We start from the raw sequence: 23,927 nt of genomic DNA on the forward strand, positions 1-23,927 counted from the left end.
TGACCTGCGTGAGGATACGATGCGCTGCCCCTTCTGCAAGAACGACGACACCAAGGTCATCGACTCGCGTGTCGCTGATGAGGGGCAGGCCATCCGGCGCCGCCGCTCCTGCGTGGAGTGTGGGCGACGCTTCTCGACCGTGGAGAGTGCGGTCCTCTCGGTGGTGAAACGCAACGGCGTCACCGAACCGTTCAGTCGCGAGAAGGTGATGCGAGGTGTCCGGCGCGCATGCCAGGGGCGCCACGTCGCCGAGGACGCTCTCGCCCAGCTCGCCCAGCAGGTCGAGGACACCGTCCGCGCCAGTGGTTCGGCCGAGATCCCCAGCAATGAGGTGGGACTCGCGATCCTGAAGCCGCTGCGGGACCTCGACGAGGTCGCCTACCTGCGCTTCGCGTCGGTGTACCGGTCCTTCGACTCCCTCGAGGACTTCCAGCGCGAGATCGACGACCTCCGGGCCGCTTCAGCCGAGTCGGTCAAGAGTTCGTAGGACCCGCTTCTCCGACACCGGGAACGCGGTGCCCAGCCGTTCGGCGAACAATCCGACCCGCAGCTCCTCGACGAGCCACTGCGCCTCGTCGTTGACGTGCGCTTTCCGGTGTTCGGGTACCTGGGCCAGCCGCTGCGCCCACCGTTCGGTCACGCGGTCGATCACGGCGACTCCGGCCTGATCTCGCGCGGCGGAAGCCGGGAGTGCCGTCAACCGTGCCTCGGCGGCCGCGAGGTAGCGCGGCACGTTCTCCAGATGATGTCGCGGAGTGGCGGCCACGAATCCGTCGAAGACGAGGTTGTCGAGTTGTTCGGCGACGTCGTCGGCGGCGAGCGAACCCGCATGACGGTCGATCGCGGCGCGTACCGGCGCCACCGAGCCGAGCGACTCCACCGCGAGAGAGAAATACTCCGGAGCCGACTCGGTGATCCGTGGACGGATCTTCTCCGTCAGGGTGCGGAACGCCTCGGGTGAACGCACGGCGGACGCGGTCCCGGCGTGAAGGCCGGCGACGACGTCGCGGATCGCCCGGCGTGTGCAGTCGGCCAGCAATGTATCGAGATCCGCATAGGGACTCTGGCTCAACGCCAGCCGGCCGGCGGCGCCGAGCGAACTCGCCACGCGCCGGTGCAGTGGCGGGATCGCCAGGTCGAGGAGCGCGACGATCCCCCTCTCCGCCAGGCGATCTCGGGCCTGCTCCGACACCGCGTCGATCACGACCACCCCGCGTGTACGTCCGGCGTCGTCGGTGATCGCGTCGACGGTCGGGTACCTGGTGAGGCGCTGACCGGCGATGTCGACGGTCCGCTGCGCGGCGAGAGTGCCGATGCCGTCGTCGGTCCAGCTGCGATACAGCGTGCGTTTCACCGTCTTCGACGCCGCGGGCGTCGTCGCACGCTGAAGCTCGTCGATCGAGTCGGCACGCGCGGTGATCCGTCCGTCGTCGTCGGCGACCGCGAAATGCATCCGCAGATGGAGGGGAATCCGGTCGAGGTCGAAATCGGCGGCGGTGACCGTCATCTGGGTGATCGTGGTGAGTTCGCGGGCGAGCCCGACCGCGAGCGGTTCGCTGCGAGGCGTGAGACGGGCCAGCGCCAGGTCGGCGAACCGCTGGGCGGGGGACATCGACTTGCGCAACCTCTTGGGCAGCGATTTCACCAGTGCGGTGGCCAGTTCCGACCGCATCCCGGGCACGGACCAGTCGAAGCCCGCCGACCGGACGTGGGGCAGCAGTGCGCGCGGGATGATCACGGTGACACCGTCATCGGGTGCGCCGGGTTCGAACCGGTAGCGGAGCTCGAGTCGGGTGTCGCCCTGCTGCCACGCACCCGGATAGTCGGTCGGTGCGGCCTCGGCGGTTGCCGTGACATCCTCGGGCTTGAGGTCCAGAAGGGCAGGATCGCTGCGCCGTGCCTTCTTCCACCACGTGTCGAAGTGACGTGCGGAGGTGACCTCGGCGCCGACCCGGTTGTCGTAGAACTCGAAGAGCTGATCCTCGGTGATCACGAGTCCGCGTTCGCGCCTACGGTTCTCGACGTCGGCGGCGGCCTCGAGGAGGGCGCGGTTGCGTTCGAAGAACGGGTGCTGGGTACGCCAGTCTCCCTCGACGAGGGCATGGCGGATGAACAGCTCGCGCGAGACGACCGGGTCGATGGGACCGTAGTCGACGCGGCGACGGGCGACGAGGGTGACGCCGTAGAGGGTGACCCGCTCGTACGCCATCGCGGCGCCACGTTTCGACGACCAGTGCGGCTCGCTGTGCGTGCGTTTGACCAGATCCCCGGCCAGTTTCTCCGCCCACAACGGATCGATCCCGGCGACCGTGTGCGCGAACAGCCGGGAGGTCTCCAGGACCTCCGCGGCCATGATGAACGCCGGCGGTTTCTTGGCCAGCGGCGACGCCGGGAAGATCATGAGCGTCGTGTTCCGCGCCCCGGTGAATTCACGACCCTCGGTGTTGCGGACCGCGATGTTGCTGAGCAGACCCGACAGGATCGCGCGGTGGACGGCATCGGCGTCGACCTGCGGCAACTCCTCGCCGGCCGGACGCACGGGCCAGTCGAGATCCTTGACGATCTCGGTGAGCTGACGGTGCAGGTCCCGCCACTCCCGGATGCGCAGGAAGTGCAGGAACTCCCGCTCGCACATCCGCCGGAACCTGCTGCCGGACAACTCCTTGCGCTGTTCGTCCAGGTATCGCCACAGTTCGACGTAGGACAGGAAGTCCGACTGCGGCACGACGAATCGACGATGGGAGGCGTCGGCCGCCTCGCGATGTTCGGCCGGCCGTTCGCGCGGATCGGGCAGCGACATCGCGGACGCGATGACCAGCAGGTGGTCGAGGCAGCCGAGTTCGCGACCCGCGATCAGCATGCGGGCGATCCGCGGGTCGACCGGTATCCGCGACATCGAACGGCCGACGGGGGTGAGGCGCGGCGGGCCGCCTTCGCGGCTCACGGTGATCGCGCCGAGTTCGGTCAGCACGCCCATACCGTCGCGGATCGCGCGCTCGTCGGGCGGCTGGACGAACGGGAAATCCGCGATCTCACCGAGTTTGAGCGAGGTCATCTGCAGGATGACCGCGGCCAGGTTGGTGCGCAGGATCTCCGGGTCGGTGAACGCCGGCCGCGAGTCGAAGTCGTTCTCGCTGTAGAGCCGGATACAGACACCCGGCGCGACGCGACCGCATCGGCCGGCGCGCTGGCGGGCGCTGGCCTGCGAGACCGGTTCGATGGGAAGACGATTCACCTTGGTGCGGGTCGAGTACCGGCTGATGCGAGCGGTGCCGGTGTCGATGACGTAGCGGATGCCGGGCACCGTGACCGATGTCTCGGCGACATTGGTGGCCAGGACGATCCGTCGACCGTTCGACGGAGCGAAGACCTTCTGTTGGTCGGCGATCGACAGACGTGCGAACAGCGGGACGATCTCCGCACCGCCATCGCGGCCGGTTCCGGTGCGGCGCCGCAACGCATCCGCGGTCTCGCGGATGTCGCGCTCGGTGGGTAGGAACACCAGGATGTCGCCCCGGCCGCCGGCCCACAACTCGTCGATCGCGGCGTCGATGCCCTGGATCTGGTCGAGGTCGGCGTGCTCGCCGCCCCCGGTGTCGTCGCCGCTGTCCGGGCGTTCCTGGAGGCTCAGGGGCCGGTAACGGATCTCGACGGGGTAGGTGCGACCGGACACCTCGATGACCGGCACCGAGGCGTCGGGTGTGCTGAAATGCCGTGCGAAACGGGCGGGTTCGATGGTGGCCGAGGTGATGATCACCTTCAGGTCCGGTCGTTGCGGCAGCAGCCGGCGCAGATAGCCGAGGATGAAGTCGATGTTGAGGCTGCGCTCGTGGGCTTCGTCGATGATCAGCGTGTCGTAGCGCCGCAGCATCGGATCGGTGGCGATCTCGCGGAGCAGGATGCCGTCGGTCATCACGCGGATCAGGGTGTCGGCCCCCGAACGGTCGGTGAACCGGACCGAGTAGCCGACCGCGTCACCGAGTTCGGTGTCGGTCTCGTCGGCGATGCGTTTGGCCACCGAGCTCGCCGCGATACGACGCGGCTGGGTGTGCCCGATCGTGCCGCGGATGCCGCGCCCGAGTTCGAGGCAGATCTTCGGTAGCTGTGTTGTCTTACCCGAGCCGGTCTCGCCGGCCACCACCACGACCTGATGGTCCCGGATGGCGTCGGCGATCTCCTCACGAGCTGCCGACACGGGGAGTTCGTCCGGGAAGCGCAGCACCGGCACGCCTGCCCGGCGCCGTTCGAGGCGGTTGCGTGCCTTGGCCACGTCGGCGACGAGCTGCTCCCACTTGCGTGGGTCGGGGGTGCGGCCCAGCTTGTCGACCCGGCGGCGGAGTCGGTGAGCGTCGAGGATCCCCACCTCGTCGAGCGAGCGCAACAGCTGGGATCGGGAGATGCCGGGCTGAGGATCTCGCGGGGCTGGATCTGGGGACTCGACCGACATGATGTCTCCAGGATATGGGTCGCTGCCGGGGGTGTTCACCTCGCCCGGCATCATGGGGGCCATGGCTGATTCTTCGAGGGCACTGTCCGATACTCCTGGCGCTCTGTGGCACGGTTTCGCCGACATGGGTGCGGTGACCGCGAGTGGCCCGTTCGTCGTGACCAAGGGTGAGGGAACCCGCATCTGGGACCGCGACGGCAAGTCCTATCTCGACGCGACGGCCGGTCTCTGGTTCACCAACGTGGGCCACGGCCGCACCGAGATCGCCGACGCGGTGGCGCGTCAGCTCGGCACCATCGCGCACTATTCCAACTTCGGGGACATCGCGAGCGACGTCACGCTGCAGCTCGCCGACGAGCTGGCCGCGATCGCACCGGTGCCCGGTTCCAAGATCTTCTTCACCTCGGGCGGCAGCGACTCGATCGACACCGCGGTCAAGCTCGCCCGCCGGTACTGGGTGGAGCAGGGCAAGCCCGGCAAGCGCGTCGTCGTCAGCCGCACGAAGGCGTATCACGGCATGCACGTCGCCGGTACGTCGCTGGCGGGCATCCCCCTCAATCACGACGGCTACGGCGAGCTCATGCACGACGTGCAGAACGTCGACTGGGATGACGCGAAGAGCCTGCTCGGCCTCATCGAGCGGGTCGGTGCGGACAACATCGCCGCGTTCTTCTGCGAGCCGATCATCGGTGCCGGTGGCATCTACCTGCCGCCGGCCGGATACCTGGACGAGGTTCGCGCGATCTGCCGCGACCACGACGTCCTGTTCGTCGTCGACGAGGTCGTCACCGGCTTCGGTCGTATCGCCGGCGACTCGTGGTTCGCCTCGGCGCGCTTCGACCTGCAGCCGGACATGATCACCACTGCCAAGGGCCTCACCTCGGGCTATGTGCCGATGGGTGCGGTCTTCATCGCGCCGCGCGTCGCCGAACCGTTCTTCGCCGGCGGCGTCTGGTGGCGCCACGGCTACACCTACGGCGGTCACGCCGCCGCGGCGGCCGCCGCGCTGGCCAATCTCGAGATCATCCGCCGCGAGAACCTGCTCGCGGAGGCGACGCGGCTCGAGGGGGATCTCGCCACGGCGTTGTCCCCGCTGGCCGACCTCGATTCGGTCGCCGAGGTGCGCACCGGCCTCGGTGCGGTCACCGCGGTCCAGCTCGCCGACCCGGCATCGGCTCCGGCGGCGGTGGTGAAGCTGCGTGAGCACGGTGTCAGCACGCGCGCCGCGGGACAGGGCGCGCTGCAGATCTCGCCGGCCTTCGTGATGACGACCGACGAGGTCGGCGAACTCGCCGACCGTATGCGGGCCGCGCTGAGCTGAGCACAAGCGCCCCCTGATCCGAAAGTAGCGACCCGACCCCTCGCTCCCTGAGGTGCGAGGAGCGTAAGCGACGAGCCTCGAAGGGCTGGTGAGGATTTCGGACGCATCTCGCCAGGGCCTTCGTGGCTCGCTTCGCTCGCGCCTCAGGCAGCAGAGGGGCCGCCCGCGCGGCAGTGGATACAACAAGGCCCGGTTACCGAATCGATAACCGGGCCTTGTTGTCTGGACGCGCTATCAGGCGTTCGCGAGCACCTCGGTGGTGGCGATGGCCTGGGCCACGCCGGTCACGATCGAGGCGACCTTGAGGGCTTCGAAGATCGCCTCCCGGTCGACGCCGGCCTCGCGCAGGGTGTTCTCGTGGGCGGCGACGCAGTGCCCGCAGCCGTTGACCGAGGATACGGCGAACGACCACAGCTCGAATGCGGCCTTGTCCACGCCCGGGTTGCCGATGATGTTCATCCGCAGGCCGGGACGCAGGTCGTCGTACTTGCCGTCGAGAAAGCCGCGGCCACGGTAGAACACGTTGTTCATGCCCATGATCGACGCGGCGCCCAGGGCGGCGTTGTACGCCTCGGCCGACAGGATGTCGGCGGCCTCGTCGGCGATCTCGCTGAGCACCTTGGCGTTCTTGGTGGCGGCGGCGGTCGACAGCAGCGTGCCCCACAGCTGCTCTTCATTCAGCGCGGTGGTCCGGCTGATCGAGCCCAGGTTGAGCTTGAGGTCCTTCGCGTACTCCGGAAGGGCTTCCTTGAGGTTGTCGATACTCATCTGATCCCCTCTAGACGCCCGAGGACATGAGCTCGCCGGCGTTGATCGTCGGGTCGCCCTTCTTCCAGTTGCAGGCGCACAACTCGTCGGACTGCAGGGCGTCGAGGACACGAAGGACCTCGTCGACGTTGCGTCCCACCGAGCCCGCGGTGACCGACACGAACTGGATCTCGTTGTTCGGATCGACGATGAAGGTGGCGCGGTCGGCGACCCCGTCGGCGTTGAGAACGCCTGCAGCGGTGGCCAGTTCGCGCTTGAGGTCGCTCATCATCGGGAAGGGGAGGGTCTTCAGGTCCTCGTGCTGTGCACGCCACTGGAAGTGGACGAACTCGTTGTCGACCGAGGCGCCGAGCACCTGGGTGTCGCGATCGGCGAACTCGTCGTTCAGCTTGCCGAATGCGGCGATCTCCGTCGGGCACACGAACGTGAAGTCCTTGGGCCAGAAGAAGACGACGCGCCACTGACCGGGGTGGTCGTCGGAGGTGACGGTGGTGAAGTAGTCATCGGGCTGCTGGGCGTTGACCTTGCTGAGGTCGCCGCCGATCACGGCGGTGAGGTTGTAGGCGGGGAACTGGTCACCGATGGTGAGCAGGGCCATGTATCGCTCCTTCAGCTGAGTGAGTGAGTGTACGGAAACTGCGCGCGAACGAATTTCGCGACGTACGAGTACCATCGTGCCGGATTTTGCGCGAAAGCGAAACGTGATTAGTAGCACTACACTGATAGCCATGCCCGATAAAACTTATCAGCCGACCGTCGCCGGACTGCGCGCCTTCGTCGCCCTGGCCCAGCGCAGACACTTCGGTGCCGCCGCAACGGATTTGGGCGTGAGTCAGCCCTCGCTCTCGCAGGCCTTGTCGGCGCTCGAGGCGGGCCTCGGGGTGACGCTCGTGGAGCGCACCACGCGCCGCGTCCTGCTGACCCCGGACGGAGAGGAACTGCTGCCGCGGGCGATCGCGGCCGTCGACGCCGTCGACGAGTTCACGGCGGCGGCCGCGGGTGCCGGACGGCCGTTGCACGGGACGATCCGTCTCGGTGTCATCCCGACCGTCGCGCCCTATGTGCTGCCGGCCGTGCTGCGCGGTCTCGGTGAGAGACTTCCCGACCTGCGCCCTCGAGTCGTCGAGGAGCAGACCGCCCGTCTCGTCGAGCAACTGCGGGGCGGGACGCTCGACGTGGCGCTCCTCGCGCTGCCGCTCGAGATCCCAGGGATCGTCGAGGTGCCGCTCTACACTGAGGATTTCGTCCTCGCCCTGCCGGCCGGGCACGCTCTCGCCGGAAAGCGCCGAGTGGATCCCAGCGCCCTGGCCGACCTGCCGTTGCTGCTCCTCGACGAGGGGCATTGCCTGCGGGACCAGGCGCTGGAGGTGTGCGCGCTCGCGGGTGTGCGTCCTGATCTGGGACAGACCCGCGCGGCGTCGCTGACGACGGCCGTGCACTGCGTCGTCGGCGGTCTCGGGGTGACCCTCATCCCGCAGACCGCGGTCGCCTCGGAGACCGCATCGGGGGACCTGGCGATCGCCACGTTCGCCTCGCCGCGTCCGGGGCGCCGGATCGGGCTGGTGTTCCGGCGGTCCGCACGCCACGACGAGTCGTATCGGGAACTCGGGTCGATCATCGGTGAGCTCGTCGCCGAGACGGGCGCCGTCACGTCGGTCTAGGCGGTCAGGCCTCCGCAGCCTCGGCGGCGAGTGCCTCCCACTCGTCGACGAGGCTCGAATCGACCTCGCGGACCATGGTGCCGAGGTCGACGACGATCTGTTCGATCTCCGGCGTCACGGCGCTGGTCGGAACACCTTGGCGCAGAACCCGATAGCAGTCGGACAGGTAACGCAGCACGACGCCCTCGCTCCGGGCCAGCCCGTACGCGGAGATCAGCTCGGTGAAGGTCATGGCCTTCTCCAGCATCTCGCGGAGTACCGACTTCGGGTTGGGCGGGAACGACGCCACCCAGGGGTGGCCGCGCCGATAGATCTCGAACGCGCCGAAGATCTCCTCGAAGAGGGGTTGCGGCCAGGAGATGTCCTCCAGGCGCGACATCCGTTCCTCGTACTCGATCCCGTCGGCCTTCATCTCGGCGATCGCCGCGTCCCGGGCCACCTTGCGCTGGGCCAGCAGCAACGGCCGCGGGTTCTCCAGCGTCGACTCGAGAATCGAGATCACATCCAGTGCGTACGTGGAGGACTCCGGGTCGAGGATCTCGAACGTGGCCATCGCGAAGGCCGACAGCGGATTGGTCAGCGCGAAGTTCTCCGGCATGTCCACGCTCATCGCGATGTGCCGTCCGGTCTCATCGGGGGCGTCGAGCTGCACGACGATCCCGGCATCGCGCAGACCGCGGTACAACTCGATGGTGTGCTTGATGTGGCGCAGTTGACGATCACGCGGTTCGTGGTTGTCCTCGAGCAGGTGCCGGACGGCGGCGAAACAATCGCCGGGCCGACCCAGGACCTCGAGCAGCATCGCGGTGGTCATCTGGAAATGCGACCGCAACGGCTCGTCGGGTGCGTCGATCAGCTGGGTGAAGGTCTTCTCACCCCAGGATACGAAGCCTTCGGGAGGCTTGCGGCGCACCAGCTTCCGCAGCTTCTTGGGATCGTCGCCGGCCTTGGCGACGGCGCGGGCGTTCTCCACGTCGTGCTCGGGTGCCTGGGCCACCACATAGCCGACGGTGTCGAAGCCGGCCCGGCCGGCGCGGCCCGCGATCTGATGGAACTCCCGCGCCCGGAGGCGGCGGACGCGACGGCCGTCGTATTTGCTCAGCCCGGCGAACAACACCGTCCGGATCGGCACGTTGATGCCCACGCCGAGGGTGTCGGTGCCGGCGATGACCTTCAGCAGTCCCTGCTGCGCAAGACGTTCGACGAGCCGCCGGTATCGGGGGAGCATCCCGGCGTGATGGACGCCGATGCCCGAGCGCAGCAGCTTCGACAAGGTGTTGCCGAAGCCGGTGGAGAACCGGAAGTCGCCGATGGCCTCCGCGATCGCGGCCTTCTGCTCCTTGTCGCAGATCTTGACGCTCAGTAGTGCCTGCGCGCGTTCGACGGCAGCGGCCTGGGTGAAGTGCACCACGTAGATCGGTGCACGTCCGCGCTCGACGAGATCGGCGATCGTCTCGTGGATGGGCGTCATCGCATAGTCGTGTTCGAGGGGCACGGGACGCTGGGCGCCGGTGACCTCGACCGTGTCCCTGCCGGTCCGGCGGGTGAGGTCGTCGACGAAGAAGGAGACGTCGCCGAGCGTCGCCGACATCAGCAGGAACTGGGTGGAGGGCAGCTCGATGAGCGGCACCTGCCACGCCCAGCCACGGTCGGGTTCGCCGTAATAGTGGAACTCGTCGGCGACGAGCGTGCCGATGTCGCTGTCGCCACCGGCCGCCAGGGCGAGGTTCGCGACGATCTCGGCGGTGGCGCAGATGATCGGCGCGTCCGGGTTGACCGTCGCGTCACCGGTCAGCAGGCCGACCTGGTCGGCGCCGAACATCGCGCACAGCTCGAAGAACTTCTCGCTGACGAGGGCCTTGATCGGCGCGGTGTAGAAGGCGCGCTCACCCCGGCAGCGCGCGAAATACAGGGCGCCGGCGGCCACGAGCGACTTCCCCGAGCCGGTCGGGGTCGCCAGGATGACCTGGCTGCCGGCGAGCAGCTCGAGGAGTGCCTCTTCCTGGTGCTCGTACAGGTCGAGGCCGCGATCGGTCCACCACTGCGTGTAGGTGTCGAGCGCCTGGTCCTCGTCGTCGACGGGCGCCAGGGCCGCCGCGCTCGCGGTCAGATCGACGATTGCGGTCCCTCGTCTCCGGGCTCGTCGTCCTTCGAACTCTGCTCGGCGGCCTGTTCGGCGAGGAATCGTTCGAGTTCGGCACCGAGCTCGTCACCGCTGGGCAGCGACTCCTCGGCGGCCAACAGCGACGCGCGCTCCTCGGCGGCCTGCGTGAAGGTGTCGTACTGGGTCTCCAGTGCGGTGACGACCGACTCGATCTCGCTGTTGCCCTCGACCTCGGTGTCCACCTGTGCGCGCACCTTCGCGGCGGCGCTCTCCAGCGCGGCGAGCGGCAGGTCCAGACCGGCCAGCTCGGCGACTGCGCCGAGCAGTCGCGCGGACGCGGCCGGGTAGTTGGTCTGCGCCAGGTAGTGCGGCACGTGGACTGACAGGCCCGAGGCCCGGTAGTCGTGCTCGCTCATCCGCAGTTCGAGCAGCATCGAGGCACTGGCCGGCAGCTTCATCGCCGAACCCCAGCGGGGGAGGTTCCCCAGGGCGTCGGGGTCGCTGCCGTGTGCGGTGATCGACGGCGGGCGCGTATGCGGCACCGCCATCGGGATCGCGTTGAGACCGATGACATCCGTGACTCCGAGTCGGTCGGACAGGCGGCGCACCGCGTCGACGAACTGTTCCCAGCGCAGGTCGGGTTCGGCGCCCGCCAACAGCAGGAAGCCCTTGCCCGCGTTGTCGCGGATCGCGTGCAGCGTCAGTGCCGGCATCTCGACCTCGGTGAAGGTCTCCCCGCTGAACGAGATCGTCGGGCGCCGGGAGCGGTAGTCCATCAGTTCGTCGGAGGAGAACGTCGCGACCAGTTCCGACTCCAGGCTGTCCCGGAGATGGGTGGCCGCCAGCGCGACGGCGTGGCCGGCGTCGGCGAACCCCTCGAGCGCATGGATCAGAACCGGGCCCGTGCCATCGGCACGGGTGACCTGCGGAGCGGGAAAGGCGAGTTCGTACAGCGCGTCGTTCCGCGCAGGTTGCTCGTCCACGTCATCCCTCCTTGTACGTGGCAGCCGTGGCACAGCACGGCTGGATTCTCGTCATATGTCTCATTGTCTCGCACCGGGGTCGCGGGTGAGCACGGGCATCCGGCGAAACACCAACAGTGCAACGACATCGTCGCGCCGGGGATTCCCGAATTGGGTGTGTCACCCGCGTGGGTGAGCGGTCGCGGTGGCACAGTAGATCGCTGTGACCCCGGCAACCGTTACGCCCCGTACGTCTTGTGGCCGCCGCCTGCGCGTGTTCGTGCTGGCCGCTGCCTGCACCGTTCTCGCCGGTGGCGTCCTGTCGGCGTGCTCGATCCAGGGCGACGCCCAGTCGTCGAATCCGGACCTGTCGTCGAGGTCGGTGGCCGCCTCGGATTTCCCGGGTGGTCCGGCGAGCCCGATCCCGCCTCAGGCGGTGGCCAACGCGCTCGCCGACGTCACCGGTGGTCCGGCACCCGGACAGGGGAGCAACACCGAGGTGTCACCGGCCGAGTGCGCACCCTCACCGGTGTCCGCCGACGGCGCGGTCGCCCTTCTCGGTCCCGGGACCGCGGAACGATCGACCCTGACCACCGTCGTCGCACACGTCGACACGTCGCTCGCCGAGGTCGTGGGCCGCGCCGAGAAATGCCCGGAACTGACCACGACGACCTTCGGTGCGTCGTCGACAGTGACCACTGAGGTCCTGCCCGCACCGCCGGCACCCGACGGCGTCGCGACCGCGACCATCCGTCGCACGATCGTCACCGGTGGTGGTACCGCGCCGGTGACCACCAGCTCGCTCGCCCTGATCGGCGAGCGCGACGGGGTTCGCGTGTATGCCGAATATCGTTGGCCCGCAGCAGGTCCGGTACCCGCAGAGGATTCGGCGGCGCTCGACGAGCTGTTCACGAAGGCGGTGTCGGCGGCCTTCGGCTGAGACCCGCCGGCCTGTGGACGGGCCGCGGAGGTTGTCCACAGGTCTCCCGGCTCGCCGTCGTGGGGGCCGGGCACGACAGATGCTCTCGTGCATGCCCAGATTCTCGGCGTCCTCGCGCCTCTACCGTGACCCCATCGATCCGACGACGCTGCTCACGGCGATCCCGGCGCTGCTCGGCTTCCTGCCGGAGCGCTCGATCATCGTCGTCGCCTTCGCGCCCGACCGTGGGATCTCGGCCACCATGCGACACGACCTGGCCCTCGACGACACCGGGAACCCGACACCCGAGCTGTCCACGGTGCTGGCCGGCCTCGGGTCGATCACAGATTCCTATGGCGCCGAGGAGGTCGTGGCGATAGTCGCCGACGACCGTTTTCCGGCCGACAGTGCGCAATATCGGCGGGTGCTCGCGATCGCCGACCGGCACTTCGGCGCGATCGGGGGCGTCGCTGCCGGATTCGCGGTGGCCGCGTTCGATCCCGGGGCGCCGTGGTCGGTCATCTGGTGTCCCGACGGGCAGGCGTGGTCGATCGACGTCGTCGACGACCACGGTGGAGTTCTCGACGATCCGCAGACCTGTCCGACCGCCATCGCCGAGGCCGTGAAATCGGGCCGTCGAATCCTGCCGCGCCGGTCGGAGATGCGGGCGATGCTCGAACCCGTCGACGGCGAATGCAGCGCCTCACGGCCGGGCCCGGACTGCGACGACTGTCGGGTCCTCCCGGTCGGGTCGCTGTCCGACGCACACCTGCTGGACCTGGTGATGGACTCGATCGCCGACGCCGGGGAGTCGCTGGACTGCACCGAGGTCGCGCTGCTGGAACAGGCCGTCGTACGACCCCGCACCCGCGATGCGCTGCTCGTCCTCGCGGTCACCGACCTACGGGAGGACGCTGAGCTGGTCTGGCGGGAACTCACCCGGCGACTCGCCGGGCCCGGACGGGCCGGGGCCGCGACCCTGCTCGCGCACCTGCACTACATCGGTGGGGAAGGGGCCTACGCGGGCGTCGCACTCGACGTCGCCCTCGAATCCGACCCGGACGCGAAGCTCGCCGGACTCCTCGACGGCTGCCTGCGCTCGGGAGTCCGACCCGGCAAACTGTGGGAGATGATCGACGGTTCGTACGCCACCGCCCTGGCGCTCGGGGTGCGGATGCCGGAGATCACCCGGCGCGCCGCCGGGTGATCTCCGGATGTGACGGCCTCAGACCTTCACTGCCTCAGACTTCTACTGCCTCAGACCTTCACTGCCTCAGACCTTCTCGACGACCTTCTCGACGAACACCGAGTGCGCCATGTCCGGGGAGAGCTCCAGACCCTCGTGCCCGGGCGTGTTGATCGTGATGATGCCCGCGGAGTTGGTCACCGTCACCCGGGCATTCGGCACCACCCCGGCCTCCCGCAGCTGCGAGATGAGACCCACGTCGGACTGTGCGTGCTCCGACAGGCGCCGCACGATGACGGCCACGGTGTCGCCGGCGGGCAGATCTGCGAGACGGGTCGCGCCGTCGTCGGTAGTGGGCACCTCGACGCCGAGCAGTTCCAGACCCGGGATCGGGTTGCCGTAGGGCGAGGTCGTCGGGTACTCGAGCACGGCGAGCAGACGACGTTCGACGTTCTCGCTCATGACGTGCTCCCAGCGGCAGGCCTCCTCGTGGACCTGATCCCAGGGCATGCCGATCACATCGACCAGGAGCCGCTCGGCGAGGCGATGCTTGCGCATCACCGCGACGGCCAGCGAACGGCCGCGCTCGGTCAGCTCGAGGTGGCGGTCGCCCGCGACGCGCAGAAGTCCGTCGCGCTCCATCCGGGCAACGGTCTGGGACACGGTCGGACCGCTTTGGTCGAGGCGCTCGGCGATGCGCGCCCGCAGCGGCACGATCCCCTCTTCCTCGAGGTCGTAGATCGTCCGCAGATACATCTCGGTGGTGTCAACCAGATCGTTCACTGTGCCCAATCCCTTTCGTCCCCGCCAAGATTACCCTGTTTACCCACGGTGACCGCCCTCTCAGGGGCCGTCGTCTCGTCACCACGACCCTGACGGTACGCACGTGTGGTCGAACCGACATCGCTCACCCGGCCGCGAGTTGAACCACTAGCCTGAACGTGTGACCGACACTTCTGCGACGGCCGTCATCTGGAGCGAGGACTTCCTGTCCTACCGGTGGGCCCACACCCACCCGATGAACCCCGTGAGGCTCGCGCTGACGATGACCCTCGCCCAGAGCCTCGGCGTGCTCGACGACGTCGAGACCGTCCCGCCGCAGGCCATCGACGACGACGCGCTCACCGTGGTGCACAGCCGCGACTACATCGACGCCGTCCGCGCGGTGGGTTCCGGCACCGCGTCGCTGTCCGGTCCGCTCCTCGAGCGGCTGTTCGGACTCGGCGACGCCGACAACCCGGTGTTCGCCGGGATGCACGAGGCCGCCCGGCTCCTCGTCGGCGGCACCCTCGCCGCCGCGCAGACCGTGGCCTCCGGCGCTGCGACCCGCGCGGTCAACATCGGCGGCGGCATGCATCACGCGATGCGGGCACGCGCCGCGGGCTTCTGCATCTACAACGACTGCGCGATCGCGATCAGATATCTGCTGGACAAGGGATTCGACCGGATCGCCTACATCGACGTCGACGCCCATCACGGCGACGGCGTCCAGGTGGAGTTCGCGGCGGATCCGCGGGTGATGACGGTCTCGCTGCACCAGCATCCGGCGACGCTGTGGCCGGGGACCGGCTGGCCGACCGAGGTCGGCGACGGCGACGCGCAGGGGAGTGCGGTCAACCTCGCGCTGATGCCCAACACCGAGGATCGGCTGTGGCTGCGGGCCTTCCACGCCGTCGTGCCGTCGCTGATCGCCGGGTTCAAACCGCAGATCATCGTCAGCCAGTGCGGCGCCGACAGTCATCGCGCCGACCCGCTCACCGACCTGTCGCTCACCGTCGACGGTCAGCGCGCGGCGATGATCGCGATGCGTGAGCTCGCCGACAAGTACTGCGAGGGGCGCTGGATCGCGGTCGGCGGCGGCGGATACGGCGTGGTCAACGTGGTGCCGCGCAGCTGGACCCACCTGCTGGGCGTGGCGCTCGACCGCGAGGTGGACGTCACCGCGACCATCGACGAATCCTGGTGCGCCACAGCCGAACAGATCTCGACGCAGGTGCATTCCGACTACGCCCGGCCGCCGGTCGGGGTGATGGGTGACGGCGGTGACGTCGATTATCAGCCGTGGGACGGCGACGCCGGCCAGGAGCCGCCCGAGGGGGTGAGCGCGACGGCACAGCGACAGACCGATCGCGCCATCCTCGCGACCCGCCGCGCGGTGTACCCTCTGCACGGTCTCGACCCGGAGGATCCCCGTGACTGATCAGGACGTGTCGTCCACCCCAGAACACTCCACGACCGCGCCGCAGGCGTTGGCCGATCAGCCCGAACCCCGTGGCGCCTGGGACTATCCGCGGCACTGGATAGCCGACGTGCTGGCCTCCGACGGCGGTGTCGTGCACCTGCGGCCCATCGTGCCCGACGACGCCGACCGGATCGTCGCCTTCCATTCCAAGCTCTCCGAACGAACCCGCTACATGCGGTACTTCGGTCCGACGCCCACCCTGCCGCCCCGTGAGGTGGCGCGGATGACGACCGTCGACCACCAGCAGCGCGTCGCGATCGTGGCGGTGCTCGGTGGCGAGATCATCGCCGTCGGCATCTACGAGGGGCTCGCCTTCGACGGCAAGCCGGAGTCGGCCGAGGTCGCCTTCGTCGTCGCCGACGAACACCAGGGCCGCGGCCTCGGACCGGTCCTGCTCGAACATCTCGCCGGCGCCGCGGCCGAGAACGGTTTCACCCGCTTCGAGGCCGAGGTGCTCAGCGAGAACCCGAACATGGTCGCCGTGTTCCGGGACGCCGGCTACCAGCTGGCCCGCAGCTTCGACGGCTCGACGGTGCATGTGGAGTTCCTGATCGACGCCACCGAGGCACTGCTGTCGGTGCGCAACGCCCGCGAGAACGCGTCGGAAGCCCGCAGCGTCGCGAACCTGCTGCGCCCGACCTCGGTCGCGGTGATCGGCGCGTCGACCGACCCGAACAAGGTCGGAAACGCGCTGCTGGCCAACATCATCGCCGGGGGGTTCACCGGTCCGGTCTTCCCGGTGAACGGGCCCGCCCGAGTCGAGGAGGAACCGCCGAGCCCCGGGTCACAGCGCCCGGGCCGCCCGACGTCGCCGAACCGGCGGCGCACTCACGAACGTCCGCCGTCGGTGCGCGGCATCCGCGCCTACGAGACGGTGCGCGACATCCCGGATCCGGTGGACCTCGCGGTGGTCGCGGTCCCGGCGTCCCGGGTCAACGACGTCCTCGACGACTGCCTGGTGAAGGGCGTGCGGACCCTCGTCGTCGTGTCGTCCGGTTTCGGTGACTCCGGCGAGGAGGAGGGTCTGGAGAACGAGCGACGCCTCGTCGCGCAGGTCCGCGAACACGGCATGCGGCTCGTCGGCCCGAACGCGCTGGGCGTGGCCAACAACGACGCCGGTATCGCGCTGAACGCCACGCTCGCGCCGCGCATCCCCGCCGCCGGCCGGGTCGGGTTCTTCTGCCAGTCCGGCGCATTGGGCATCGCGATCCTCGACACCGCCGCCCGGCGCCAGATCGGGTTGTCGACCTTCGTCTCCGCCGGGAATCGCGCGGACGTCTCCGGCAACGACCTGCTGCAGTACTGGGACAGCGACGCCTCGACCGATGTGATCCTGCTCTACCTCGAGAGCTTCGGTAACCCGCGGAAGTTCTCCCGCATCTCCCGCCGGGTGTCGCGGGCCAAGCCGATCGTGGCGGTGAAGTCGGGCAGGGGAGCGATGAGCCCGGTGCGCGCGGCCCGGTCCGCGGCCAACTTCGACGACCAGATCGCGCGCATGATGCTCGAGCAGGCCGGTGTCATCCAGGTCGACACGATCCCCGAACTGTTCGACTGCGCGGCGTTGTTCGCCTATCAGCCGCTGCCGCGCGGACCCCGCGTCCGCATCATCGGCAACTCGTCGGTGTTGGGCAGCCTCGCCGCCGACCAGGCCCGCAACGGCGGCCTGGAGGTGGTCGACAACATCGATCTCGGCGCGGGGGCGACGGAGGAACTGTTCGAGGACGCCGTGTCGGCGGCGATGACCGACACCGGCGTCGACGCGATCGTCGTCGTCTTCGTGCCGCCGGTGGCCGTCGACGCCGACTGGCACGCCCGCGCGCTCATGGCCGCGGCCAACACCCCCGGTGCCGACGGTGCCAAACCGATCGTCACCACGTTCCTCGCCGTCGAGGGTATCCCGCCGGGCCTCACGAAACCCGGCCCGAACGGTCTGCCCGAACGCGGCTCCATCCCGTCCTATGCCAGCCCGGAGCGCGCCGCAGCAGCTCTCGCGCGCGCCTGGCAGTACGCCAAGTGGCGGATGCGGCCGGAGTCGGTCGTCCATCGGGCCGAGGGCACCGATCCGGAGGCGGCCCGCATGTACGTCCGCGAGGCGATGGACTCCGACGGCTCGTCGTCGGACCGTCTTCTCGGCCAGGTCGAGTCGGCGAGGCTGCTGCGGTGGTACGGCATCTCGGTCGTCCCGTTCCGTGAGGTCACGACGATGCACGAGGCGTCGGCGGCGGCCCGCGAACTCGGCTTCCCGGTCGCGGTGAAGGCGACCTCGTCGAAGTGGCGGGGACGTCTCGACCGCGAGGGCGCCCGGCTCGACCTGCCCGACGCGACCGCCGTCGTGAACGCCTTCGCCGAGCTGAGCGAGCTGACCGGCGACCACGTCCTCCACGTCCAGAAGATGGCACCGAAGGGCGTCGGCACGGTCATCCGAGTCCGCGACGACGAGTCCTTCGGTTCGGTGATCTCGTTCGGGCTGTCGGGACGGACCTTCGACCTGCTGGGCGATCACGGGTATCGCGCGATCCCGCTCGCCGAACTCGACGCGCGAGAACTGATCGACGAGCCGCGATCGGCGCCGCTCCTCAACGGCTACCGCGGTGAGGAGCCAGCCGACAAGGAGGCGCTCGTCGACCTGCTCCTGCGGATCTCCACCCTGGTCGACGACATCCCCGAGGTGCGCGAGGTGCTGTGCGACCCCATCCTCGTCTCGGTGGACGGCGCATCGGTACTCAATGCCCAGATACGCGTCGGCCCGGTGCCCGACAGGCGGGACACCGGACCGAGGCGGTTGAGCTAGGAGGCTCTCGAACCAGAGGACGTCAGCTGGCGTAGGCGCGCAGACGCTCGGCACGATCGCCGGCGCGGAGCTTGCCCATGACCTCGCGCTCGATCTGTCGCACGCGCTCGCGCGACAGCCCGAACATGCGGCCGATCTGATCGAGGGTGCGCGGCTGACCGTCATCGAGGCCGTAGCGCATCCGGATGACCTGCTGTTCGCGCTCGTCCAGGGTCGCCAGTACCGCACGGATGTCCGAGTGCAGCAGACCGGCGATGACGGCGTTCTCGGCGGAAGTGGCCTCGGCGTCCTCGATGAAGTCGCCGAGCGGGGCCTCCTCGTCGCTGCCGACCGGCATGTCCAGGCTCACCGGGTCGCGGCTGTGGTCGAGCAGATCGGCGATCTTCTCGGCCGGGATGCCCGACTCGCTGGCCAGTTCATCGTCGGTGGCCTCGCGACCGAGCTGCTGATGAAGCTCCCGCTTGATGCGGGCGAGCTTGTTCACCTGCTCGACGAGATGGACGGGGAGCCGGATGGTGCGGCTCTGGTCGGCCATGCCGCGGGTGATCGCCTGGCGGATCCACCACGTCGCGTAGGTCGAGAACTTGAAGCCCTTCGCGTAGTCGAACTTCTCCATGGCGCGGATCAGACCCAGGTTGCCCTCCTGGATGAGGTCGAGGAGCGGCATTCCGCGACCGGTGTAGCGCTTGGCCAGCGAGACGACGAGACGGAGATTCGCCTCGAGCAGATGGGACCGTGCGGCCTCACCCTCGCGGACGATGGTCGCCAGGTCGCGCTTCTTGGTTGCCGAGAGGCGCTTCTTGGTTGCCAGGACGTGCTTGGCGTAGAGGCCGGCCTCGATCTGCTTGGCGAGTTCGACCTCCTGCTCTGCGTTGAGGAGAGCGGTGCGTCCGATCCCGTTGAGGTAGACGCGGACGAGGTCCGCGGCGGGCGACTGGGCGTCGAGATCCTGTTCCGTCATCGCCGGGCGGGTGCCCGGGGCGGACGGATCCGCGAAACCTGTGGTCGGGGTCGAACGTGCAACTGTCGAGCGTGACATGCGGCCTCCTGACTTGAATACGTTCACTGGGTCCAACGTCCATGCGTTGGCGATAGTTCCCGAAAGTGATTCGTCGCAAACCCGGAGGAGGCTTGGTGACCTGCGAAGACTTTCACCGATTCGCAGGGACGGCTGAGAAGTTGCTGAGATGTCGGGCCGCGGGGGAACCCGCTGCGGTCCCGCCCCGTCGGTCGTCGGGATCGACGGTGACTCAGTCGTCGTCGGGGTCGACCACGTGACCGTCGACGGTGCGGTGGGGGAGTTGCTGTTCGGTGCGCGAGAGGGCGGGAGGGCCGACGACGTGATGATCGGCGCCGTACTTGTAGAGAGGTACCTCCCCCCGCTTGCGCGGCGGCCGGTCGTTGGCGATGAGCACCGCCATCCAGGGCAGCGGGATGGAGACGGCGACGATGGCCAGCGCAAGAAGCCCCGAACCGGTGAGCGAGTAGGCGACGCCGGCGATGATCAGCGCGGGGACGCGGAACGCCATCATGATCAGGTACTTGCGGACACGGGCCTTCTGCTGCGCCTCGAGGGAGTCCTGGGCGTCGGTGATCAGGAAGGTCTCGGCGGGCACGGCCGGATGTTCCGACCTGCCGAAGCGCTTCGAGTCCTCGTGGTGGCCGTGCGGCTCATTGCCGTTCGCGCCCATGGAATCCCTTTGTTCGAACACCCTCTCCACTGTCCCACTTTCGGTTGCTCTTTGCACTCACGGATTCCGGGCCCGGGCGCCGCCCTGTGCCGGATGCGCAGCGGCCTCTCTGTGCCCCGGGTGCCCCGGTGACGCACAATAGAGCAATGGCAACTGAAACCATCGAACGCCCCGATCTCGACGAGTGGACCGACACCGAGACCGACGAGCGGTCCGAAGCCGACGCCACCGACAGCAGTGACGACGACCGGCCCAAGTTCTTCCACTACGTCAAGAAGGACAAGATCGCGGAGAGCGCCGTGATGGGCAGCCACGTGGTCGCGCTCTGCGGCGAGACCTTCCCGGTGACCCGGGCGGCCAAGCCGGGTTCGCCGGTGTGCCCGAAGTGCAAGAAGATCTACACCAAACTGCGCAAATAGCCGAGCGGGCGCCGGGACCGGTCAGTCGCTCCCGCGGTCACGCGTGGGCCGGCGGATCGGTCCCGACGACAGCCGGTCGGGGATCGTCTTGAGCTGACCGGTGATGTCGGAGGTCTGCGAGTTGACCCAATGCCGGACCTGGGTCGTCGTGGACGCCTTGGCCGGCCAGAACTGCTGCACCGCCGCGTTGAACTCGGCGCCGATGACGATGCCGAAGCCGAGCGAGAAGGTGAACAGCAGGAAGGCGATGGGCGTCGCCAGCGCACCGTAGGACACGCCGGCCTCGGTGATCTTCGTCAGGTAGATGCGCAAGACGTAGCTGGCGACCCAGAAGAAGACGCCCGCGACGATCGCGCCGCCGATGAGCCGGTGCCACGGGAGCGGATTGGGCAGTGCCAGGTGGTAGAGCGTCGTGAGGACGAACAGCAGCAGGACGGCGACGAACGGGAAGTAGCCGTAGTCGATGAGTGTGGTCACGAACGATCCCCAGGACGCGGGCACGATGGCCCGCAGATAGTTCGGTCCGAGGGCGACCAGCGGCAGCAGGAAGACCGCCACGAAGAGGAAGCCGACATAGAGGAACAGCGCGAAGAAGCGCTGCCACACCGGATGTCGGACCTCGTGCTGGTCGTGCGCCTTCGCGATCGAGGCGATGAAGCACGACATCGCCGAGGAGCCCGCCCACAGCGACAGGATGAAACCCACCGACATGAGTCCGATGCGGCCCCGGCCCAGCACGCTGTCGACGGTCGGGGTGATCAGGTCGTCGACGACGGTCTCGGTGAAGGTGCGCTGCGCGAATTCGATGATGCGGTCGTAGACGATGTCGACGGTGCCGGGACCGAACCAGCCCGCGACGTAACCGACCGAGCCGAGGAGCCCGAGCAGTAGCGGGGGCAGGGAGAGCGCCTGCCAGAACGCGGCCTGCGCCGCCCAACCGATGATCCCGTCGTCCCAGGATTTCACGATCGTGCGCCACACCACCCGGTGGATGTTGGGTAGTACCGGGGGGCCGGGTTCGTCCTCGGTGCCGTCGGAGTCGGGCGCCTTCGCGCGGCTCGCGGGGACGGGTTCGTCGACGCCTTCGGGCTTCGCCTCCTTCTCGGCGTCCTCGGGCTCCGCCCGCTTCTCCGCTCCGGTCGTCGTCCTGGGGGATTCGGGCATGACGGGGACGTCTCGTGATGCAGGAGCGGTGTCGCCGGACGCCGAGGTGTCCCCGACGAACGGGGCGGGCCGGCGAGGAGTCCGAAACGTGGTGTCGAGTGGACTGGTGTCGCGTTGACCGGCGTCGAGCGGCGCGGTCACGGCGTTCGACGGATTCGGACACACGGCAGCCACCGGCGACGTCGCGTCGCCGGCCAGCGGTACCGGGTTCCTCTTTCGCGTTGTGATGAGTTCAATATCCCCGATCAAGGGCCCGGAAGGGTACCCGGGTCACCAGGCGCGTCGTTCGGAGTGACCACGCGGGGATGCGCACGCGGCTGTCGGCGAGCCGCGACGAGGGGGTGTCGCGATGCGGGGGCGGGGCGGCCCCGGCGGTACGATTGCCGGGTCCCCTTCGGCGCGGGTCCTCCCAACGCGAGGGGTCATTTCATGCCCGGTAGGGAATCCGTACGCCGTCAGGAGCAGCACACACGTGACGTCAGCCGAACCCTCCACCAGCGCCGGGACCGATGCCGCGGCCCCCAACCGGCCTCAGCTGCGTGCGTGGCAGCGCCGTGCACTCACCAAGTACCTGACGCGCAAGCCGAAGGACTTCCTCGCGGTGGCGACCCCCGGTGCCGGTAAGACGACGTTCGGTCTACGGGTCGCCCGCGAGTTGCTCGACGACCGCACCGTCGAGCAGATCACCGTCGTCGCGCCGACCGAGCACCTCAAGCACCAGTGGGCGGAGGCGGCCGCGCGCGTGGGTATCGCACTGGATTCGCGTTTCTCCAACTCGGCCGGTCAGACCAGCTCCGACTACCACGGCGTGGTCCTCACCTACGCCCAGGTCGCGGCACACCCGACCAAGCACCGGGTCCGCACCGAGAACCGGCGGACCCTCGTGATCCTCGACGAGATCCACCACGGCGGCGACGCCAAGTCGTGGGGCGAAGCGATCCGCGAGGCCTTCGACGACGCCGAACGCCGACTGCTGCTCACCGGTACGCCGTTCCGCTCCGACGACTCGCCGATCCCGTTCGTCGTCTACGAGCCCGAACCCGGCGGAAACCAGCGTTCCAAGGCCGACCACACCTACGGCTACGCCGACGCCCTGAAGGACGGCGTCGTCCGTCCGGTGGTGTTCCTCGCGTACTCGGGTGAGGCGAGCTGGCGGACCAGCGCCGGTGAGGAGTTCACCGCTCGGCTTGGTGAGCCGCTGTCGGCCGAGCACACCGCCCGGGCCTGGCGGACCGCCCTGGATCCCCACGGCGACTGGATCCCCGCGGTCCTCACCGCCGCTCACACCCGACTCGGCCAGCTGCGTGCCAGCGGCATGCCCGACGCCGGCGGTCTGGTCATCGCGACCGACCAGTCGACCGCCCGCGACTATGCCGAACTGCTTACCGCCATCACCGGCAAGCAGCCGACCCTGGTCCTCTCCGACGACCCCAAGTCGTCGTCGCGGATCGCTGAGTTCTCCGCGTCGAAGGACGAGTGGATGATCGCGGTGCGCATGGTGTCCGAGGGCGTCGACGTGCCGCGGCTCGCGGTCGGCGTCTACGCCACCAGCTCGTCGACGCCGCTGTTCTTCGCGCAGGCGATCGGTCGATTCGTGCGGTCGCGGCGCCCCGGCGAGACCGCGAGCGTGTTCCTGCCGTCCGTCCCGGTGCTGCTCGACCTCGCGAGCCAGATGGAGGCCCAGCGCGACCACGTCCTCGGCAAGCCGCACCGCGAGAGCGACGGTCTCGACGATCAGCTGTTGATCGATGCGAACAAACAGAAGGACGAACCGGGGGAGGACGAGCCGGCGTTCCAGTCGCTGCACGCCGACGCCGAACTCGACCAGGTCATCTTCGACGGCGCGTCGTTCGGCACGGCGACCTTCGCCGGCAGCGACGAGGAATCGGACTATCTCGGCCTGCCGGGGCTCCTCGACGCCGATCAGGTGCGGGCACTCCTGCAGAAGCGTCAGGCCGAGCAGGTCGTGTCCCGGACGTCGGCCCCCGCGGCGGAGTCCGCGTCCGAACAACCGGAGCCCGGGCGCGGTCCCGGCACCACCGGGGAGAACCTGCACGCGCTGCGCAAGGAACTCAACACCCTGGTCGCCATGCACCATCACCGCACCGGCAAGCCGCACGGCATGGTGCACAACGAGCTCCGAACCAGGTTGGGTGGTCCGCCGACGGCGATGGCCAGCGCCGAGCAGCTCAAGGAACGCATTGCCGCTCTGCGGACGTGGCGCTGACCGGCACCGGACCCGAACACGAGAG

The 23,927-nt window shown here is 68.8% G+C and carries 18 protein-coding genes; 9 read left to right on the forward strand and 9 right to left on the reverse strand.

The features are described from left to right. Positions 1-19 precede the first annotated feature (19 nt). Positions 20-487 carry a transcriptional regulator NrdR gene (gene nrdR, locus BPODLACK_RS05115; RefSeq protein WP_006436472.1) on the forward strand — a complete coding sequence of 156 codons (468 nt, stop codon included), beginning with the start codon at positions 20-22 and terminating at the stop codon, positions 485-487. Here the strand turns inward: nrdR and hrpA are convergent. Then, the gene (gene hrpA, locus BPODLACK_RS05120) at positions 461-4,447 is read right to left on the reverse strand and encodes an ATP-dependent RNA helicase HrpA (protein ID WP_024498499.1); all 3,987 of its coding nucleotides are present in this window, start codon (positions 4,445-4,447) and stop codon (positions 461-463) included. The two genes, nrdR and hrpA, sit on opposite strands and share 27 nt — an antisense overlap. Before the next feature lie 61 nt (positions 4,448-4,508). Here hrpA and BPODLACK_RS05125 point away from each other — a divergent pair, with 61 nt between their 5' ends. Beyond that, positions 4,509-5,768: an aminotransferase family protein gene (locus BPODLACK_RS05125; protein ID WP_051349601.1), complete on the forward strand. Its 1,260-nt coding sequence runs from the start codon at positions 4,509-4,511 to the stop codon at positions 5,766-5,768. Between the two features lie 234 nt (positions 5,769-6,002). On the opposite strand, the gene BPODLACK_RS05130 is transcribed toward BPODLACK_RS05125, so the two are convergent. Beyond that, positions 6,003-6,536 carry an alkyl hydroperoxide reductase gene (locus tag BPODLACK_RS05130; RefSeq protein ID WP_024498501.1) on the reverse strand — a complete coding sequence of 178 codons (534 nt, stop codon included), beginning with the start codon at positions 6,534-6,536 and terminating at the stop codon, positions 6,003-6,005. 10 nt (positions 6,537-6,546) lie between these two features. After that, positions 6,547-7,134 (reverse strand): peroxiredoxin, encoded by a 588-nt coding sequence (locus BPODLACK_RS05135; RefSeq protein ID WP_024498502.1) that lies wholly within the window; start codon positions 7,132-7,134, stop codon positions 6,547-6,549. 130 nt (positions 7,135-7,264) lie between these two features. On the opposite strand from BPODLACK_RS05135, the gene BPODLACK_RS05140 reads away from it, so the two are divergent. Further along, positions 7,265-8,197 (forward strand): hydrogen peroxide-inducible genes activator, encoded by a 933-nt coding sequence (locus BPODLACK_RS05140; protein ID WP_024498503.1) that lies wholly within the window; start codon positions 7,265-7,267, stop codon positions 8,195-8,197. A 4-nt stretch (positions 8,198-8,201) separates the two neighbouring features. On the opposite strand, the gene BPODLACK_RS05145 is transcribed toward BPODLACK_RS05140, so the two are convergent. Together BPODLACK_RS05145 and BPODLACK_RS05150 are read right to left on the reverse strand one after the other, a co-directional pair. Then, a complete protein-coding gene (locus tag BPODLACK_RS05145; RefSeq protein ID WP_159404868.1) occupies positions 8,202-10,307 on the reverse strand; it encodes a DEAD/DEAH box helicase in 2,106 nt (701 codons plus the stop codon). Continuing rightward, positions 10,304-11,284: a PAC2 family protein gene (locus BPODLACK_RS05150; protein ID WP_024498504.1), complete on the reverse strand. Its 981-nt coding sequence runs from the start codon at positions 11,282-11,284 to the stop codon at positions 10,304-10,306. Before BPODLACK_RS05150 ends, BPODLACK_RS05145 begins: the two co-directional genes overlap by 4 nt. 253 nt (positions 11,285-11,537) lie before the next feature. On the opposite strand from BPODLACK_RS05150, the gene BPODLACK_RS05155 reads away from it, so the two are divergent. Both BPODLACK_RS05155 and BPODLACK_RS05160 read left to right on the forward strand, forming a co-directional pair. Then, entirely contained in the window at positions 11,538-12,203 is a 666-nt protein-coding gene (locus BPODLACK_RS05155) for a hypothetical protein (RefSeq protein ID WP_024498505.1), read from the forward strand. 91 nt (positions 12,204-12,294) lie between these two features. Next, positions 12,295-13,389 carry a DUF4192 domain-containing protein gene (locus tag BPODLACK_RS05160; protein WP_024498506.1) on the forward strand — a complete coding sequence of 365 codons (1,095 nt, stop codon included), beginning with the start codon at positions 12,295-12,297 and terminating at the stop codon, positions 13,387-13,389. A gap of 66 nt (positions 13,390-13,455) precedes the next feature. Here the strand turns inward: BPODLACK_RS05160 and BPODLACK_RS05165 are convergent, their stop codons facing one another. After that, positions 13,456-14,151, reverse strand: coding sequence for a metal-dependent transcriptional regulator (locus BPODLACK_RS05165; RefSeq protein WP_024498507.1), 696 nt, complete (start codon positions 14,149-14,151; stop codon positions 13,456-13,458). A gap of 160 nt (positions 14,152-14,311) precedes the next feature. Between BPODLACK_RS05165 and BPODLACK_RS05170 the strand changes: the two genes are divergently transcribed. Together BPODLACK_RS05170 and BPODLACK_RS05175 are read left to right on the forward strand one after the other, a co-directional pair. Further along, the gene (locus tag BPODLACK_RS05170) at positions 14,312-15,568 is read left to right on the forward strand and encodes an acetoin utilization protein AcuC (RefSeq protein ID WP_024498508.1); all 1,257 of its coding nucleotides are present in this window, start codon (positions 14,312-14,314) and stop codon (positions 15,566-15,568) included. Further along, on the forward strand, positions 15,561-18,401 hold the full coding sequence (locus BPODLACK_RS05175) for a bifunctional acetate--CoA ligase family protein/GNAT family N-acetyltransferase (protein ID WP_201450592.1): 2,841 nt from the start codon (positions 15,561-15,563) through the stop codon (positions 18,399-18,401). Before BPODLACK_RS05170 ends, BPODLACK_RS05175 begins: the two co-directional genes overlap by 8 nt. Positions 18,402-18,423: 22 nt before the next feature. On the opposite strand, the gene BPODLACK_RS05180 is transcribed toward BPODLACK_RS05175, so the two are convergent. Continuing rightward, the gene (locus tag BPODLACK_RS05180; RefSeq protein ID WP_174324729.1) at positions 18,424-19,362 is read right to left on the reverse strand and encodes a sigma-70 family RNA polymerase sigma factor; all 939 of its coding nucleotides are present in this window, start codon (positions 19,360-19,362) and stop codon (positions 18,424-18,426) included. A gap of 289 nt (positions 19,363-19,651) precedes the next feature. Then, complete coding sequence (locus BPODLACK_RS05185; RefSeq protein ID WP_024498510.1) at positions 19,652-20,092, reverse strand: DUF3099 domain-containing protein; 441 nt, start codon at positions 20,090-20,092, stop codon at positions 19,652-19,654. A gap of 146 nt (positions 20,093-20,238) precedes the next feature. Here BPODLACK_RS05185 and BPODLACK_RS05190 point away from each other — a divergent pair, with 146 nt between their 5' ends. Beyond that, positions 20,239-20,511 (forward strand): DUF3039 domain-containing protein, encoded by a 273-nt coding sequence (locus BPODLACK_RS05190; protein ID WP_159404839.1) that lies wholly within the window; start codon positions 20,239-20,241, stop codon positions 20,509-20,511. Positions 20,512-20,532: 21 nt separating this feature from the next. Here BPODLACK_RS05190 and BPODLACK_RS05195 read toward each other — a convergent pair whose 3' ends face one another. After that, positions 20,533-21,849, reverse strand: a complete 1,317-nt coding sequence (locus tag BPODLACK_RS05195) for a YihY/virulence factor BrkB family protein (protein WP_024498512.1) — start codon at positions 21,847-21,849, stop codon at positions 20,533-20,535. Between the two features lie 298 nt (positions 21,850-22,147). Here BPODLACK_RS05195 and BPODLACK_RS05200 point away from each other — a divergent pair, with 298 nt between their 5' ends. After that, positions 22,148-23,902, forward strand: coding sequence for a DEAD/DEAH box helicase (locus BPODLACK_RS05200; RefSeq protein WP_024498513.1), 1,755 nt, complete (start codon positions 22,148-22,150; stop codon positions 23,900-23,902). The last annotated feature ends 25 nt before the right edge of the window (positions 23,903-23,927 follow it).

The organism is Gordonia sp. YY1, from assembly GCF_009872315.1.
Classification (GTDB): Bacteria; Actinomycetota; Actinomycetes; order Mycobacteriales; family Mycobacteriaceae; genus Gordonia; species Gordonia amicalis.

What these genes read in the sequence shown, in the direction of transcription:
- nrdR (WP_006436472.1), top strand. Translation starts at nt 20, where the DNA reads ATGCGCTGCCCCTTCTGCAAGAACGACGACACCAAGGTCATCGACTCG.
- hrpA (WP_024498499.1), bottom strand. Translation starts at nt 4,447, where the DNA reads ATGTCGGTCGAGTCCCCAGATCCAGCCCCGCGAGATCCTCAGCCCGGC.
- BPODLACK_RS05125 (WP_051349601.1), top strand. Translation starts at nt 4,509, where the DNA reads ATGGCTGATTCTTCGAGGGCACTGTCCGATACTCCTGGCGCTCTGTGG.
- BPODLACK_RS05130 (WP_024498501.1), bottom strand. Translation starts at nt 6,536, where the DNA reads ATGAGTATCGACAACCTCAAGGAAGCCCTTCCGGAGTACGCGAAGGAC.
- BPODLACK_RS05135 (WP_024498502.1), bottom strand. Translation starts at nt 7,134, where the DNA reads ATGGCCCTGCTCACCATCGGTGACCAGTTCCCCGCCTACAACCTCACC.
- BPODLACK_RS05140 (WP_024498503.1), top strand. Translation starts at nt 7,265, where the DNA reads ATGCCCGATAAAACTTATCAGCCGACCGTCGCCGGACTGCGCGCCTTC.
- BPODLACK_RS05160 (WP_024498506.1), top strand. Translation starts at nt 12,295, where the DNA reads ATGCCCAGATTCTCGGCGTCCTCGCGCCTCTACCGTGACCCCATCGAT.
- BPODLACK_RS05180 (WP_174324729.1), bottom strand. Translation starts at nt 19,362, where the DNA reads ATGACGGAACAGGATCTCGACGCCCAGTCGCCCGCCGCGGACCTCGTC.
- BPODLACK_RS05185 (WP_024498510.1), bottom strand. Translation starts at nt 20,092, where the DNA reads ATGGGCGCGAACGGCAATGAGCCGCACGGCCACCACGAGGACTCGAAG.
- BPODLACK_RS05190 (WP_159404839.1), top strand. Translation starts at nt 20,239, where the DNA reads ATGGCAACTGAAACCATCGAACGCCCCGATCTCGACGAGTGGACCGAC.